Below are 14611 nucleotides of genomic sequence, written 5' to 3'. Positions count from 1 at the left end.
GAGGTGTCCCCGGCCTGGGAAAGAAGGCTCAGCCCCGTGAGCGGCTGCTGAGGTGTTTGCGCCAGTGGAAGCCGCCCGGCAGGTTGACCGACAGCGTGCGCCGGCCGTCCGGCCCGTGCGTGATGCGGAACAGCCGGTTGCCCCAGCTGTGTCCCACGCCGCGGCGGGACAGGTTCAGCCGGAACGGCCCCTTTTTGATTGACTTTCGGTAGCTCCAGCCCATGGTCGCATTCCTCCAAGAGATCGCGAGGAACAACGACTACCCAGATCTATGCCCTTTATTGACCTTTTCGAAGGACTCAGCGGGCCGACAATGAGCGGCGTTCGCCGAAAGACTTGCCCCCTGGAAGCCTCTGCAAGGTCAGTTCCCGTTGCCCTTGTTGCCGGGGGTGATGTTGATGTTGCCGCTGTCGGAGACGATGACCTGGATCCGGCCGTCCTTGATCGCCTGCCACATCACCGCGCCCTGCGCGCCGAGCACGTCCTTGAGCGCCTTGATCGCCTCCAGTTCCGTACGGGCCTTCTCGTTCTTCGCCTTCTGAGCCGTGTTCTCCTCCTCGGCCTGCTGCACCGCGGCCATCGCCTCGCGCACCTTGATCGGGGGCTGCGGCTGCTGGAGGGTGACGGAGAACTTCTCGAAGTAGGCGGCGCCGCCCTGCTCGCGCAGGAACTGGGTCATGAACTCGGCGACCTTCGTCTCCCATTGCTGCTTGGCCTGCGGGTCGACGTAGGTGAGGTCGCGCCAGGCGAACTCCTTGCTGGCCGCGTCCAGGGCCCGGTCGAGCGGCTGGCTCACGTACACGCTGAGCAGCCGGGTCCACCCCTCGTCGGTGTAGGCCTCGTACTTCAGCCCGATCTGCTCGTGGAAACGTTGTAACGTCTTGCAGTCGCTGGTGAGCGAGAACGTGACCACGCCCGAGACCCGCATCTCCAGCGGGTCCTTGGTCCACATGCTCAGCGGTCCGGACTCGGCCCCGGGCTTGGTCTTGGCCCCGTCGGGGTCGTTCGGGTCGGCGGCGAACTCGAAGGTCCGCTGCCCGGCCGGATACACGAACCCCTGGTCGCCCGGGCCGGAGACGTCGCGCACCCCCGGGTTGACGCAGTTCTGGAATGTGGTGTCCGAGAACAGGCCGGCGTCGTACACGATGCCCTTCTGGTCCGGCTCCGGGATGGTGATCGAGCAACCGGTCAGCAGCACGGCGGCGAGGGACATGCCGGCGGTCGTACGTTTCATGGAGATCCTTTCGGCGTCACCGATCACGCTATGGCAGAACAAGGAACGAACATGGAGTTCGCCCAGAAACCAGCCAGTAGCCCGGCGGCCATGACCCGCAGCGACGCGGCGAGCCGCGTTCCCAGCCAGGCCGCGACCTCCGCGTGCCGTGAGTCCCCCAAGACCGGCCTGAAGGGTGTGGACCCTCAGTAATGCCGGTAGCGGCGGCGCTTGCCGAAGGACTTGCCCACCTGGAAGCCGCCCGGAAGGCGTACCGTCACGTGGCGGCGGCCGTCGGGTGCTGTCGTGACGTGAAAGCGGCGGTTGCCGAAGCTGTGGCTGACACCGTGCCGCGACAGGTTGACGCGGAACGGGCCCACCTTGATCGACTTCCTGTAGTGCCAGCCCATGGTCCTCCTTCGGCTCCAGATCGTCTACTGGGTGAACGACCGGAGGGCGGGGGAGGTTCCCTGGGCTGGGTCGGCGGCCTTTCCGTTGTTTTCACGAAATTTCATGACACGCGGCTCGGTTTCGTGGCCGTGTCTGACCTGGTCGGTGGCGACTCTGGGAGATCACGCCAGATCTTTTCGCCCGGACTCTCCGACGCGTTCGGTTGACGGTGAGTGTTGCCTCCGGTGAAGGTAGCGGTCAGACCACTCGCCAGAGGCGGTGGTTGGGAGCGCTCCCAAACCCGGAACCCCCCAAGCCGGAAAGACGGAGACCGCACAATGCGACATCACGAGCCCGCCGGTGCCACCCGCCGAGCACTGCGTGTCCTGACCATCGTGGCCACGGCCATGCTCTGCCTGCTCCCGTGGGCGGAGTCCGCTTCCGCCCACGGGTCGATCATCAACCCCGCCTCCCGCAACTACAGCTGCTGGGACCGCTGGGGCGACGACCACCTCAACCCGAACATGCAGCAGCAGGACCCCATGTGCTGGCAGGCATGGCAGGACAACCCGAACGCCATGTGGAACTGGAACGGCCTGTACCGCAACAACGTCGGCGGCAACCACCAGGCCGCGGTCCCCGACGGGCAACTCTGCAGCGGCGGCCGGACCGAGGGCGGGCGCTACCGCTCCCTGGACGCCGTCGGCGCGTGGCAGATGACCAACATCGGCACCAACTTCACCGCGCACCTGTACGACCAGGCCAGCCACGGTGCCGACTACTTCCGGATCTACGTCACCCGCCAGGGTTTCAACGCCGCCACGCAGCCGTTGACCTGGGGCAGCCTGGAACTGGTCCGCCAGACCGGCAGGTACGCCCCCAGCCAGAACATCAACATCGACGTGAGCGCGCCGGGACGCAGCGGACGGCACGTGGTGTTCACCATCTGGCAGGCCTCGCACATGGACCAGGCCTACTACATCTGCAGCGACGTCAACTTCACCTGACGACCGGCGCCGTCAGCGAGCCCGGCCCCGCCCATCCCCGGCGGGGCCGTCCCGGTCGGCGACGGGCAGCCAGACGCGCATGGTGGCGGGGCCGCGGTTGCCCCAGCGGTGGTAGGGGATCAGCCGCAGCGCCGTCCCGGCCTCGCTCGCGGCCCGCTGCCGGTACGGCTCGCCGTCCCGCTCCGAGCCGTACGGCCACGCGCCCGAGTCCGGCGACCCGGCGACCCCCTCGACCTCCAGCTCCACCGCCCCCTCCGCCAGGCCCTCGGCGAGCGGCGACGCCGGTACGACGGCGGCGTCGCCGGGCGATGACGTCGGCACGACGGTCACCTCGGCGGGCGGTGACGCGGGCACGACGGCCATCTCGGCGAGAGGAGGCTCGTCGCCGACGGACTCCGCGCAGTAGACGAGCGGCCCACGCTCCACGGCCGCGCACCCGCGAAGCGCGTCGATCCGCCGGTCCGGATACGTCCACCGCGCCGTCATCGGCAACTCCAGCCGCAGCTCGTCACCCGCCCGCCAGTCCCGCTCGACCACGACATAACCGGGCTCGACCAGCCGCACGCCCTCCGAACCGCCGTCACGCCGCCCGGCCTCCGAGCCGCCGTCCCGCCCGGCGTCCGAACCGTCGATCCCGCCACGTCCTCCGAGGTCTCCGCCGTCGCCGGTGACGGCCGGCGTGCCGGACCAGAGGGTGGCGCCCGCCGCCCAGGCGGGGACGCGCAGGGAGATGCGCGCGCTGCCGCCCTCCAGGACCCGCACCCGCACCCCGCCCGTCCACGGGTACCCGGTCTCCACCCGCAGGGCCAGGTCGCCGTGCCGGATCTCGCCCGGCGTGTACTGGTGGATCTGGACCCCGCCGGCCGAGCCGGTGGCCACGTAGGCGGCCAGCGAGGCGAGGGTGCGGGCGATGTTGTTCGGGCAGCACGACACGTCGAACCACGGCGAGCGCAGCCCGCCCCCCGCCGCGTGGCTGGCGACCCCTGCGAGCGGCTCGGCGGGCACCCGTACGGCCAGTGGGTTGGCGTAGAAGAAGGAGCGGCCGTCCAGCGCCACCGAGGTGGCCAGCACGTTGTACAGGGTCCGCTCGGCCAGGTCGGCGTAACGGGCGTCGCCGGTGGCCAGGAGCAGCCGGTGCGACAGCATGACGGAGGCGATGCCCGCGCACGTCTCGGCGTAGGCCCGGTCCGGCGGCAGCTCGAAGTCGTCGCCGTACGCCTCGTCGGCGTGGCGTGAGCCCATCCCGCCGGTCAGGTGGGTGCGCCGGGCGACGGTCCGCTCCCACTGCGTCTCGACCGACTTCAGCAGCTCCTCGTCGCCGGTCTCCACGGCCACGTCCACCGCGCCGCACGCCAGGTAGAGGGCGCGTACGGCGTGCCCGCGCAAGACCGGCGCCCGCCGGACGGGGACGTCGTCCTGGAAGTACGCGCGCCCGAGGTGGATCTCGCCGAGGGCGGGCAGGCCGCGGCGCTCGACGAAGCGGCGGGCCATCTCCAGGTAGCGTTCGGCGCCGGTGGCCCGGTAGAGCTCCACCAGCGCCATCTCGATCTCGGGGTGCCCGCACGTCTGGGCGCCGGTCATGAAGCGGCGGCAGACGTGGTCGGCCGCCCGCACGGCCACCTCGGTCAGCTGGTCGGGGCCGTGGGTGCGGAGCCGGGCCACGCCCGCCTGGATGAGGTGGCCGTAGCAGTAGAGCTCGTGGCCCCACTCCAGGTCGGTGTAGCGGCTGCCGCTCCAGCGGGTGTTGAGGTAGCCGTCGCCCTCCTGCGCCCTGGCCACCGTCTCGGCCAGCGCCGGCAGCTCGGGGTGGCCGGCCCAGGCCATCGCCTCCAGCAGCTTGTAGATCTCCGAATCGCTGAACTCGCGGCCCCGGCGCGGGCGCTCGCCCCGGAAGTTGCCGATCCAGCCTTCGCGTTCCATCCATTCCTGGCAGTGGGCGATGGTGACCTCGCGGTTGAGCGCGACGCGGTCGCCCCAGAATCCGGGCGACAGGCGTACCGCGTCGAGGCCGAGCGGGGACAGCGCGCCCGAGGAGGGCAGGACGGGGTTAGCCACGCAGAGCTCCTGACATGAATCCGCGCACATAGTGGCGCTGCAGCACGATGAAGAGGACGAGACAGGGGATGGCCATGACCATGACGCCGGCCTGGAGCATGCCGTAGTCGACGGTGCCGAACGTGCCCGACGTCATGCTGACCACGGCCACCGGCAGGGTGAACGACGCGCCGTCGTTGAGCAGGATGAGCGGCGCGAAGAAGTCGTTCCAGGAGGCGAGGAAGGCGAACAGGCCGACCGTGATCAGCGCGGGGCGAACGGCGTGGAGCAGGATCCGGGAGAACGCCCGGAACGTGCCGCAGCCGTCCACCAGCGCCGCCTCCTCCAGCTCGCGCGGGACGGACTCGAACGCGTTGCGCATCATGAACAGCGCGAACGGGAGCTGGAACATCACGAACACCAGCGACAGCCCCACCAGCGAGTTCTGCAGCCCGAGATAGCCGAGCAGCACGTACAGCGGGATGAGGATGGTCGCGTACGGCACCATGAGGATCGCCAGCGTGGCCAGAAACAGCAGGTTCTTGCCGGGGAAGTCGAAGCGGGCGAAGGCGTAGCCGCCGAGCGCCGACACCAGGAGCGTGCCGCCGACGGTCATCACCGAGACCAGCACGCTGTTGGTCGCGTAGGTGCCGATCCCCTCGCCGTAGGCGGCCATCTTGAGATAGTTCGACGGTTTCTCCAGCGAGGCGTAACCGCTCCACAGCAGCGGGAACAGGAACAGCACGGCCAGCGCCGAAAGCGTGGTGTACCTCCTCATCGCAGTCTCCGCATCATGAGGGTGTTGAGCCCGACCAGGCCGGCCAGCAGCACGACCGACAGGGCCGCGGCGCCGCCGAGGTCGAAGCGGAAGAAGGCGTCCCGGTAGACGACCATGACCATGGACACCGTGCTGTTGTCCGGGCCGCCGTTGGTGAAGATGAAGAACTGGTCGAAGGCGAGCAGGGAGCCGGTGACGCTGAGGATGAGCATCAGGGCCAGCGTCGGGCGCAGCAGCGGCAGGGTGATCCTGGTGAAGATCTGCCACCGGTTCGCCCCGTCGCTCCTGGCCGCCTCGTACACCTCGACCGGGATCGCCTGCAGGCCGGTCAGCAGGATGAGCATGTTGAACCCGGCGAAGCGCCACAGCACCAGCGTGATCGTGGAGAACAGCGCCATGTTCGGCGTGCCGATCCACTTCACCGGCTCGTCGATGAGCCCCAGCGTCCGCAGGATCGGGTCGATGGGGCCGAAGTCGGCGTTCAGCATGCCGTAGAAGAGCAGCGCGGCGGCGGCGAAGCCGACCGCGCCCGGCAGGAAGAACGCGGTGCGGAAGAAGCCGACGCCCGGCCTGCGCTCCTGCACGAGCAGGGCCAGGCCGAGCGCGACCGCCGACAGCAGGACGGTGGTGATCGCGGTGTACTTGAGCGTGAAGAGCACCGAGTCGACGAAGAGCGGGTTCCCGGCGATCTTGGTGTAGTTGTCCGGGGCGTTGAAGGTCGCCGGCCCCAGCAGGGGCCAGCGGTTCAGCGACATCCAGACCACCAGCACCAGCGGCGCGACGAACAGCACGCCGACGATCACCGCGGTGGGCGCGGCGTAGAGCCAGCCCTGGGCTTTCCTGCTGTGCCGGAGGGAGGTGGGCCGGAAGGAGACGGTCATTGCGTCAAGGACTTCGTGACCTCGGCGTTGAGCTGGGTGACCTTCGCGGCGTCACCGAACACCGCCTCACGGGCCAGCCGCAGCCACGGTCCCTGCGGGTCGTTGAAGGTCTGGCCGAAGCGCAGCGCGTACGGCGTCTCGCCCTTGGCCACCAGCGAGTTCATCAGCACCACGCGGGGGTCCTCGGCGGAGTACTTGTTGCTGGACAGGTCCGTACGGGCGAGCACGTCCTTGTTCTTGGCCATGACCTCCACCTGAGCCTCGTCGGAGACGGTCCAGGACAGGAACTCCCAGGCGGCGTCCGCGTGCTGGGTGGTGGAGGAGACCCCGATCGAGTCGCCGCCGACGAAGGTGGACTCGCCGCCGTCGGGGCCGGAGATGGGCGCGACGCCGATCTTCATGTCGGCGGGCATCAGGCCGAGCGTGGTCGACGGCATCGGCATGACGCCGATCTCGCCCTTGGGGAAGAAGCCGGCCCAGGTGGGCCCCTGCTCCTCCTTGGCGGTCGGGCCGGTGACGCCCTTGTCGTAGAGGTCGCGCCAGATCGCGAACACGTCCGTCATCGCCCGCTGGTCGTTCAGCGAGGCGGTGCCCTCGGGGTTCATGACCTGGCCGCCGGCGGCCCAGACGGACGGCCAGAAGGTGAAGACGTAGCAGCCGCCGCAGTTGCCGCCGAAGAAGGTGCCGTGCACCTTGCCGTCCTCGCCGAGTTTCTCGTCGATCGTGGTGGCGTGCTCGGCGAACTCCTTGAGCGTCTTGGGCCCCTGCTCGGGGTCCAGCCCGGCCTTGGCGTAGAGATCCTTGTTCCAGAACCAGACGGACAGGTCGAGCGTGTGCGGCAGCGTGTACTGCCGGCCGTCCATCGTGCCCAGCCGCATGTGCGAGGGCGCGAGCTTGTCCTTGTACGGCAGCGCGGCGATCCGGTCGGTGATGTCCAGGAACAGGCCCTGGGAGGTGTAGTTGGGGACGAAGATGACGTCCGAGGCGAACAGGTCGGGCAGTTGCTTGGCACCCGCGGCGGCCGCGATGCGCGGCTGGTAGTTGTCCGTTGGGATGACGGTCAGCTTCACCTGATTCTTGTGACCGCTGTTGTAGGCCTTGACCAGCCGTTCGCTCTGCGCCTGCGTGGCGGCTCTGGTCCACATGGTGATCGTGACGGGCCCGTCGGCGGGTTGCTGCGCCCCGCTACCTCCACAGGCTGTTGTTAGCGCTAACAGGGTGACGATGGCCATCCCGGCGAGCCGTGGTCTCATGGTTGACTCCTTCGGTCCCCCGTGTGGACTAAAAGGTTTTCGGAAACGTAAGAGAAACCTGCGGGCATGTCAATGGCTGTTAGGGTTTGCTCTGGCCTTCAGGTGACCGAAAAGGGTTTCGATAGTGGTGGACAAACGGGCGACCATCAGAGACGTGGCATCCCTGGCGGGGGTGTCGATCGCCACGGCGTCCAAGGCGCTCAACGGGCGGCAGGACGTACGCGACTCGACCCGGCAGCGGGTGCTGGCCGCCGCCGAGCAGCTCGCCTTCCAGCCCAATGCGCTGGCCAGGGGGCTGCTGTCGGGGCAGACGCGCACGGTCGGGCTGCTCACCTCCGACAGCGCCGGCCGGTTCGGCATCCCGGTGCTGCTCGGCGCGGAGGACGCGTTCGGCGCGGGCGAGATGGCGGTGCTGCTCTGCGACGCCCGCGGTGACGCGATCAGGGAGCAGCATCACCTGCGCGCGCTGCTGTCGCGGCGGGTGGACGGGCTGATCGTCGTGGGGGAGTCGACCGATCCGCGGCCGTCGCTGAGCAAGGACCTGCCGGTGCCGGTGGTGTACGCCTACGGGCCCTCCGACGACCCGTCGGACGTCTCGTTCGTGCCCGACGACGTGGGCGGCGCGATGCTGGCCGTGCGGCACCTGCTCGCGCTGGGCCGGCGCAGGATCGCGCACGTCACCGGGCCGGTCGACTACAAGGCCGCCCGCGACCGGGCCGAAGGGCTGGCGGAGGCGCTGGCCGAGGCGGGCGTGCCGCAGACCGGGCAGACGCTGTGGGGCACCTGGTCCCAGCGGTGGGGCCGGCACGCGGCGGAGATGCTGCTGCGTGCCGAGCCCGAGCTGGACGCGGTGTTCTGCGGCAGCGACCAGATCGCCGCCGGGTTCGTGGAGGCGGCCCGTGAGCTGGGCAGGCGGGTGCCCGACGACCTCGCGGTGGTCGGCTACGACAACTGGGAGGTGCTGGCCGCCGAGACCCGCCCGCCGCTCACCACCGTGGACCCCGACCTGGAGCGGCTCGGCAGGACGGCCGCCCAGCACCTGTTCGCGGCGATGGGCGGCAAGGCCACGCCGGGCGTGCACCGGATGACCTGCCGCCTGGTGATCCGGGACTCCACCGCGACGATGTGACAGGGGAGGACCGCCGCGAAGGGCCGTCGCGTAACGCGACCGTAATCGGAGCGCCCCTTGACGGGACCCTTTGTTAACGTTCACAGTCGTCCCAAGCGCGGAAAGGGGCGGCGGTGACAGCCATCCAGAAGCAGCGTCAGCCGGTCATGGCGGACGTGGCGAAGGAGGCCGGAGTGTCTCACCAGACGGTCTCCCGCGTGCTCAACGACCACCCCAACGTGCGCGGCGCAACCCGCGCCCGGGTGCTGGCAGCGATCGGCAAGCTCGGCTACCGCCGCAACCTCGTCGCTCGCGCCCTGGTCACCAGGCACTCCAGGACCCTCGGCGTGGTCAGCTTCGACACCACCCTGTACGGCCCCGCCAGCACGGTGTACGGCATCGAGCAGGCGGCCAGGGCGGCCGGCTACTTCATCAGCATCGTCAGCCTCACCTCCATCGACAGGGCCGGCGTCCGTGACGCCCTCGACTACCTGGCGGACCAGGGCGTCGACGGCATCGTGGTGGTCGCGCCGCAGCGCTCGGCGGCCCAGGCGCTGGCCGATCTGGCGGTCGACGTCCCGGCGGTCGCGGTCGAGGGCGGCCAGGCCGGCGACGTGGCGGTGGTCTGCGTGGACCAGGTCGAGGGGGGCAGGCTCGCCACCGAGCACCTGCTCTCCCTGGGACACGAGACCGTGTGGCACGTCCGCGGCCCCGCCGACTGGCTGGAGGCCGGGGGTCGGGTGGCCGGCTGGCGGGCCGCGCTGGCGCGGGCGGGCCGCCGGGCGCCGGAGCCGCTGGCCGGAGACTGGAGCCCGCGCTCGGGCTACGAGGCCGGGCGCAGTCTGGCGAGCATGGCGGACGTCACGGCGGTCTTCGTGGCCAACGACCAGATGGCGCTGGGCGTGCTGCGCGCCTTCGCCGAGCAGGGGGTGAAGGTGCCCGAGCAGGTGAGCGTCGTCGGCTTCGACGACATCCCCGAGTCGGAGTTCTTCTCGCCCCCGCTCACCACCGTCCGGCAGGACTTCGGCGCGGTCGGCCGGCACAGCATCGGGGTGCTGCTGCGGCAGATCGAGGGAGACGGGCCCCGGGAGCCCGAGCGGCTCGTGGTCCCTCCCATGTTCGTCCCACGAGTCAGTACGGCCAGGCGCTAGCAGGGCACGGCGAGGCGGTTTCCGCCCGGTCGCTTGTTAACGCTCACATTGAAGAAAGGACACCCCCCACATGATGAAGAGGATCTCGGCGTTGGTGATCGCCGGGCTGACGGCGGTGGCGCTGACCGGATGCGGCACCAGTAGCAGCAGCGGCGGCGGTACCGAAAGCGGCGGAGGCGGCGGCGATGACACCATCGTCATGGGCTTCTCCCAGGTCGGCGCGGAGAGCGGCTGGCGGACCGCGAACACCAAGTCCGTGCAGAGCGCGGCCGAGAAGAGCGGGATCACGCTGCGCTTCTCCGACGCCCAGCAGAAGCAGGAGAACCAGATCAAGGCGATCCGCTCCTTCGTCCAGCAGAAGGTGGACATCATCGCCTTCTCGCCGGTGGTGGAGTCCGGCTGGGACACCGTGCTCAAGGAGGCCCAGAACGCGAAGATCCCGGTCATCCTCACCGACCGGGCGGTGGACTCCAAGGACACCACCCTCTACAAGACCTTCCTCGGCTCCGACTTCGTCGAAGAGGGCAAGAAGGCCGGCCAGTGGCTGGTCGAGGAGTACAAGGACGCCAAGGACACCGTCAACATCGTCGAGCTGCAGGGCACGACGGGCTCCGCGCCGGCCAACGACCGCAAGGCGGGTTTCGCCGAGGTCATCGCCGCCGACCCCAAGTTCAAGATCGTGGCCTCGCAGACCGGCGACTTCACCAGGGCCAAGGGCAAGGAGGTCATGGAGGCGTTCCTGAAGTCCACCCCGGACATCGACGTGCTGTACGCGCACAATGACGACATGGGTCTGGGCGCGATCGAGGCGATCGAGGGCGCGGGCAAGGTGCCCGGCAAGGACATCAAGATCATCACGGTGGATGCGGTCAAGGACGGGATGCAGGCCCTGGCCGACGGCAAGATCAACTTCATCGTGGAGTGCTCGCCGCTGCTCGGCCCGCAGCTCATGGACCTGGCCCAGAAGGTCATCAAGGGCGAGAGCATCCCGGCCCGCGTGGTGACAGAGGAGACGACGTTCACCCAGGAGCAGGCCAAGGCCGCGCTGCCCACCCGCGAGTACTGACCGGCGAGAGGACCGGGCCGGTCGTGACGGCCGGCCCGGTCGGACAGAAGGGAAGGGGCGCCGGATGGACGCACCCGCGCCGATCCTGCGGATGAGCGGAATCGGCAAACAGTTCCCGGGCGTGCGCGCCCTGGACGGCGTGGACCTGCGGCTGCTGCCCGGGGAGGTGCACGCGCTCATGGGCGAGAACGGCGCGGGCAAGTCGACCCTGATCAAGGTGCTGACCGGCGTCCACCCGGCCGACGCCGGAGACATCGAGCTGGCCGGCCGGTCCGTGGCGTTCGGCAGCCCGCTGGAGGCCCGGCAGGCCGGGATCAGCACCGTCTACCAGGAGGTCAACCTCTGCACGAACCTGTCGGTGGCGGAGAACATCCTCATCGGCCGTGAGCCGCGCCGTCTGGGGCGCATCGACTGGAAACGGATGCGAGCCAGGGCCAGGGAGCTGCTCGCCCGGCTGGAGCTCGACCTCGACGTCTCCGCGCCGCTGTCGTCCTACTCGCTGGCCATCCAGCAGATGGTCGCCATCGCCCGCGCGCTGGACGTCGACGCCCAGGTGCTCATCCTGGACGAGCCCACATCCAGCCTGGACGCCGACGAGGTCGACCGCCTCTTCGGGGTGATGAAACGGCTCAAGGACGAGGGCATCGCGATCCTGTTCGTGTCGCACTTCCTCGACCAGGTCTACGCGATATCCGACCGGATGACGATCCTGCGCAACGGGCGGCTGGTGGGCGAGTTCCTCACCAGCGAGCTCGGCCAGGTGGAGCTGGTGGCCAAGATGATCGGCCAGGAGCTCGAAGCCCTGGACAAGCTGCACGGCGAGGCGAAGGTCTTCGACCGGCCGCTGGTCGAGGCCCGCGAGCTGGGACGCACCGGCGCCATCGAGCCGTTCACGCTCACCGTCCACGAGGGCGAGGTCGTGGGGCTGGCCGGGCTGCTGGGTTCGGGCCGTACGGAGATCGCCCGGTTGCTGTTCGGCGCCGACCACGCCGGGACCGGGCAGGTGGCCATCGGCGGCGAGCCCACGCCGCTGCGCACGCCCCGGGCGGCGATGACCCACAAGATCGCCTTCTGCTCGGAGAACCGCAAGGCCGACGGGCTCGTCCCGGACCTCACCGTGCGCGAGAACATCATCCTCGCCCTGCAGGCGACCAGAGGCTGGACCAGGCCGGTGCCGCGCGAGCAGCAGGACGAGCTGGTCGGCAAGTACGTCAAGGCGCTGAAGATCAGCCCGCCGAACCCCGAGCACCTGGTGCGCGACCTGAGCGGTGGCAACCAGCAGAAGGTGCTGCTGGCCAGGTGGCTCATCCTGGAGCCGAGGCTGCTCATCCTCGACGAGCCCACCCGGGGCATCGACGTGGGGGCCAAGGCGGAGATCCAGCGCCTGGTGGCGGAGCTGTCCGGCGGTGGCGTGGCGGTGCTGTTCATCTCCGCCGAGCTGGAGGAGGTGCTGCGGCTCAGCCACAAGGTCGCCGTGCTGCGCGACCGCAGACTCGTCGCCGAGCTGCCCAACGACGACGCGCTCACCACCGACGTGCTGATGGAGACGATCGCGAGCGGAGGGCGAGCCTCATGAGACGCCTGCTCTGGCCGGTCCTGATCCTGGCCGTGCTGTTACTGGTCAACGTGCTGTTCACGCCCGGCTTCTTCAGCGTCCAGGTCCGCGACGGGCACCTGTACGGGAGCCTGATCGACATCCTGCGGTTCGGCGCCCCGCTGATCCTGGTGTCGCTCGGCATGACGCTGGTCATCGCGACCGGCGGCATCGACCTGTCGGTGGGCTCGGTGGTGGCCATCTCGGGGGCGCTGGCCTGCCTGCAGATCAGCCAGGACGCGGGCGTGTTCACCGCCGTGGTGCTCGCGCTCGGCCTGAGCGTGCTGCTCGGCGCGTGGAACGGGTTCCTGGTGGCGGGCGTCGGCATCCAGCCGATCATCGCCACGCTGATCCTCATGGTGGCCGGGCGCGGCCTGGCCCAGCTGATCACCGACGGGCAGATCATCACCGTCAACGACCCCGCCTACAAGCTGATCGGCGGCGGCTACTGGCTGACGGTGCCGTTCGGCATCCTGATCGTGCTGGTGGTGCTGGCGGTCACCGCGTTCCTGACCCGGCGGCTCGCGCTCGGGCTGCTCATCGAGTCGGTGGGGGGCAACGCCGAGGCGAGCCGGCTGGCCGGCATCAGGGCGCGCGGGATCATCGTCATGGTCTACGCGTTCGCCGCGCTGTGCGCGGGCATCGCCGGACTGATGATCAGCTCGAACGTCTCCAGCGCCGACGGCAACAACGCCGGGCTCTGGATCGAGCTGGACGCGATCCTGGCCGTGGTGATCGGCGGCACGTCGCTGGCGGGCGGGCGCTTCTCGCTCGGCGGCACGGTGCTCGGCGCGCTCATCATCCAGACGCTGACCACGACGATCTACTCGATCGGCGTGCCGCCGGAGACCACGTTGCTGTTCAAGGCGCTCGTGGTGACCGTGGTCTGCCTGATCCAGTCCAAGGCCTTCCGCGACAAGGTGTTCCATCGCCGCCGGACGGCGGCGCCGCCCGCCCCCTCCGGGCCGGCGACCGAGGAGAAGGCGCGGGTGACGGCATGACGACGCTGACGCTGGGCGGTGGCCGGACCATCCCGGCCAAGTACGTGCCGGTCCTGGTGACCGCGTGCCTGTTCGTGGCCATGTTCGTGGTGGGCGGGATCCGCTACGAAGGGTTCGCCAGCGGGCAGGTCATTCTCAACGTCTTCATCGACAACGGGTTCCTGCTGGTCGTGGCCGTCGGCATGACGTTCGTGATCCTCACCGGCGGGATCGACCTGTCGGTGGGGTCGGTGGTGGCGCTGTCCACGATGATCTCGGCCAGTCTGATGGCCGGGCCGGGCTGGCCGGCGTACGTCGTGATCCCGCTCGTGCTGCTCGTCGGCTCCACCCTGGGGCTGATCATGGGCTATCTGATCCACGCCTTCGACATCCAGCCGTTCATCGCCACGCTGGCCGGGATGTTCCTGGCCCGGGGCCTGTGCTACACGATCGGCACGGAGTCGATCCCGATCGAGGACCCGACGTTCACCGCGTTCGCGCAGACCAGGATCGACCTGTTCGCCGATCTGTGGATCTCGCCGAGCGTGGTCATCGCCGTGGTCGTGGTGCTGGCCGCCGCCTACGTGCTGCACTACACGCGCCTGGGCCGGGCGGTCTACGCCACCGGCGGGAGCGAGCAGTCGGCGGTGCTGATGGGCCTGCCGGTGGGCCGGACGAAGATCACGGTCTACACGATCTCGGGCTTCTGCTCCGCGCTCGGCGGGGTCCTGCTGTCGTTCTACATGCTCTCGGGATACGGCCTGCACGCGGTCGGCATGGAGCTGGACGCCATCGCGGCGGTCGTGATCGGCGGCACGATGCTGATGGGGGGCACCGGGTTCCTGTTCGGCACCGTGCTGGGCGTGCTGGTGCTGGGCCTGATCCAGACGATCATCAGCTACCAGGGCACGCTGAGTCCCTGGTGGACGAAGATCTTCATCGGGATGCTGCTGTTCGCCTTCATCCTTTTGCAGCGCCTGTTCTCAGCCAGGTCCCGCCGCTGACCTGGGACCGGACGTTACCCGAACGTTTCATGGAGGTGACCGACAGGCATTGACAGCCCCGTTGTTAGCGATAACAATCTGCGAGAACGTACGCGAGTTTTGTTCTGATTTATCACTGTTTGTGATCAATCCCCTGTATCGACGGCAGCCAG

14 protein-coding genes are annotated in these 14611 nt (G+C 69.3%); 7 read left to right on the top strand and 7 right to left on the bottom strand.

Annotated features, from left to right (window positions below; translation table 11 throughout):
• Positions 1-28 precede the first annotated feature (28 nt).
• From ACIBQX_RS12710 to ACIBQX_RS12700, 3 genes are all read right to left on the bottom strand, one after another.
• Positions 29-223 (bottom strand): DUF4236 domain-containing protein, encoded by a 195-nt coding sequence (locus tag ACIBQX_RS12710; protein WP_397003631.1) that lies wholly within the window; start codon positions 221-223, stop codon positions 29-31.
• A 138-nt stretch (positions 224-361) separates the two neighbouring features.
• The gene (locus ACIBQX_RS12705; protein ID WP_397003629.1) at positions 362-1234 is read right to left on the bottom strand and encodes an SPFH domain-containing protein; all 873 of its coding nucleotides are present in this window, start codon (positions 1232-1234) and stop codon (positions 362-364) included.
• Between the two features lie 185 nt (positions 1235-1419).
• Positions 1420-1623: a DUF4236 domain-containing protein gene (locus ACIBQX_RS12700; protein WP_397003628.1), complete on the bottom strand. Its 204-nt coding sequence runs from the start codon at positions 1621-1623 to the stop codon at positions 1420-1422.
• Positions 1624-1941: 318 nt separating this feature from the next.
• Here ACIBQX_RS12700 and ACIBQX_RS12695 point away from each other — a divergent pair, with 318 nt between their 5' ends.
• Positions 1942-2610: a lytic polysaccharide monooxygenase gene (locus ACIBQX_RS12695; protein ID WP_397003626.1), complete on the top strand. Its 669-nt coding sequence runs from the start codon at positions 1942-1944 to the stop codon at positions 2608-2610.
• Between the two features lie 12 nt (positions 2611-2622).
• Here ACIBQX_RS12695 and ACIBQX_RS12690 read toward each other — a convergent pair whose 3' ends face one another.
• From ACIBQX_RS12690 to ACIBQX_RS12675, 4 genes are read right to left on the bottom strand one after another with little or no spacing between them, the layout of a single operon-like run.
• Positions 2623-4665, bottom strand: coding sequence for a glycoside hydrolase family 127 protein (locus ACIBQX_RS12690; protein ID WP_397003624.1), 2043 nt, complete (start codon positions 4663-4665; stop codon positions 2623-2625).
• Entirely contained in the window at positions 4658-5422 is a 765-nt protein-coding gene (locus ACIBQX_RS12685) for a carbohydrate ABC transporter permease (protein ID WP_397003622.1), read from the bottom strand. The genes ACIBQX_RS12690 and ACIBQX_RS12685 overlap by 8 nt, the downstream gene beginning before the upstream one ends.
• Positions 5419-6303 (bottom strand): carbohydrate ABC transporter permease, encoded by an 885-nt coding sequence (locus ACIBQX_RS12680; protein WP_397003620.1) that lies wholly within the window; start codon positions 6301-6303, stop codon positions 5419-5421. The genes ACIBQX_RS12685 and ACIBQX_RS12680 overlap by 4 nt, the downstream gene beginning before the upstream one ends.
• On the bottom strand, positions 6300-7556 hold the full coding sequence (locus ACIBQX_RS12675; protein ID WP_397003618.1) for an ABC transporter substrate-binding protein: 1257 nt from the start codon (positions 7554-7556) through the stop codon (positions 6300-6302). The genes ACIBQX_RS12680 and ACIBQX_RS12675 overlap by 4 nt, the downstream gene beginning before the upstream one ends.
• Before the next feature lie 154 nt (positions 7557-7710).
• On the opposite strand from ACIBQX_RS12675, the gene ACIBQX_RS12670 reads away from it, so the two are divergent.
• The 6 genes from ACIBQX_RS12670 (at position 7711) to yjfF (ending at position 14459) form a co-directional block, all read left to right on the top strand.
• On the top strand, positions 7711-8685 hold the full coding sequence (locus ACIBQX_RS12670; RefSeq protein ID WP_397003616.1) for a LacI family DNA-binding transcriptional regulator: 975 nt from the start codon (positions 7711-7713) through the stop codon (positions 8683-8685).
• Positions 8686-8831: 146 nt separating this feature from the next.
• Positions 8832-9815 carry a LacI family DNA-binding transcriptional regulator gene (locus ACIBQX_RS12665; RefSeq protein ID WP_397003877.1) on the top strand — a complete coding sequence of 328 codons (984 nt, stop codon included), beginning with the start codon at positions 8832-8834 and terminating at the stop codon, positions 9813-9815.
• Positions 9816-9885: 70 nt separating this feature from the next.
• Positions 9886-10881, top strand: coding sequence for an ABC transporter substrate-binding protein (locus ACIBQX_RS12660; RefSeq protein ID WP_397003614.1), 996 nt, complete (start codon positions 9886-9888; stop codon positions 10879-10881).
• A gap of 64 nt (positions 10882-10945) precedes the next feature.
• Positions 10946-12457: a sugar ABC transporter ATP-binding protein gene (locus ACIBQX_RS12655; RefSeq protein WP_397003612.1), complete on the top strand. Its 1512-nt coding sequence runs from the start codon at positions 10946-10948 to the stop codon at positions 12455-12457.
• Positions 12454-13476 (top strand): ABC transporter permease, encoded by a 1023-nt coding sequence (locus ACIBQX_RS12650; protein ID WP_397003610.1) that lies wholly within the window; start codon positions 12454-12456, stop codon positions 13474-13476. Before ACIBQX_RS12655 ends, ACIBQX_RS12650 begins: the two co-directional genes overlap by 4 nt.
• Positions 13473-14459, top strand: a complete 987-nt coding sequence (gene yjfF / locus ACIBQX_RS12645; RefSeq protein ID WP_397003608.1) for a galactofuranose ABC transporter, permease protein YjfF — start codon at positions 13473-13475, stop codon at positions 14457-14459. The genes ACIBQX_RS12650 and yjfF overlap by 4 nt, the downstream gene beginning before the upstream one ends.
• The last annotated feature ends 152 nt before the right edge of the window (positions 14460-14611 follow it).

It is taken from the genome of Nonomuraea sp. NPDC049714 (genome assembly GCF_044465295.1).
Classification (GTDB): Bacteria; Actinomycetota; Actinomycetes; order Streptosporangiales; family Streptosporangiaceae; genus Nonomuraea.
This window is presented reverse-complemented; position numbering and strand designations above follow the sequence as displayed.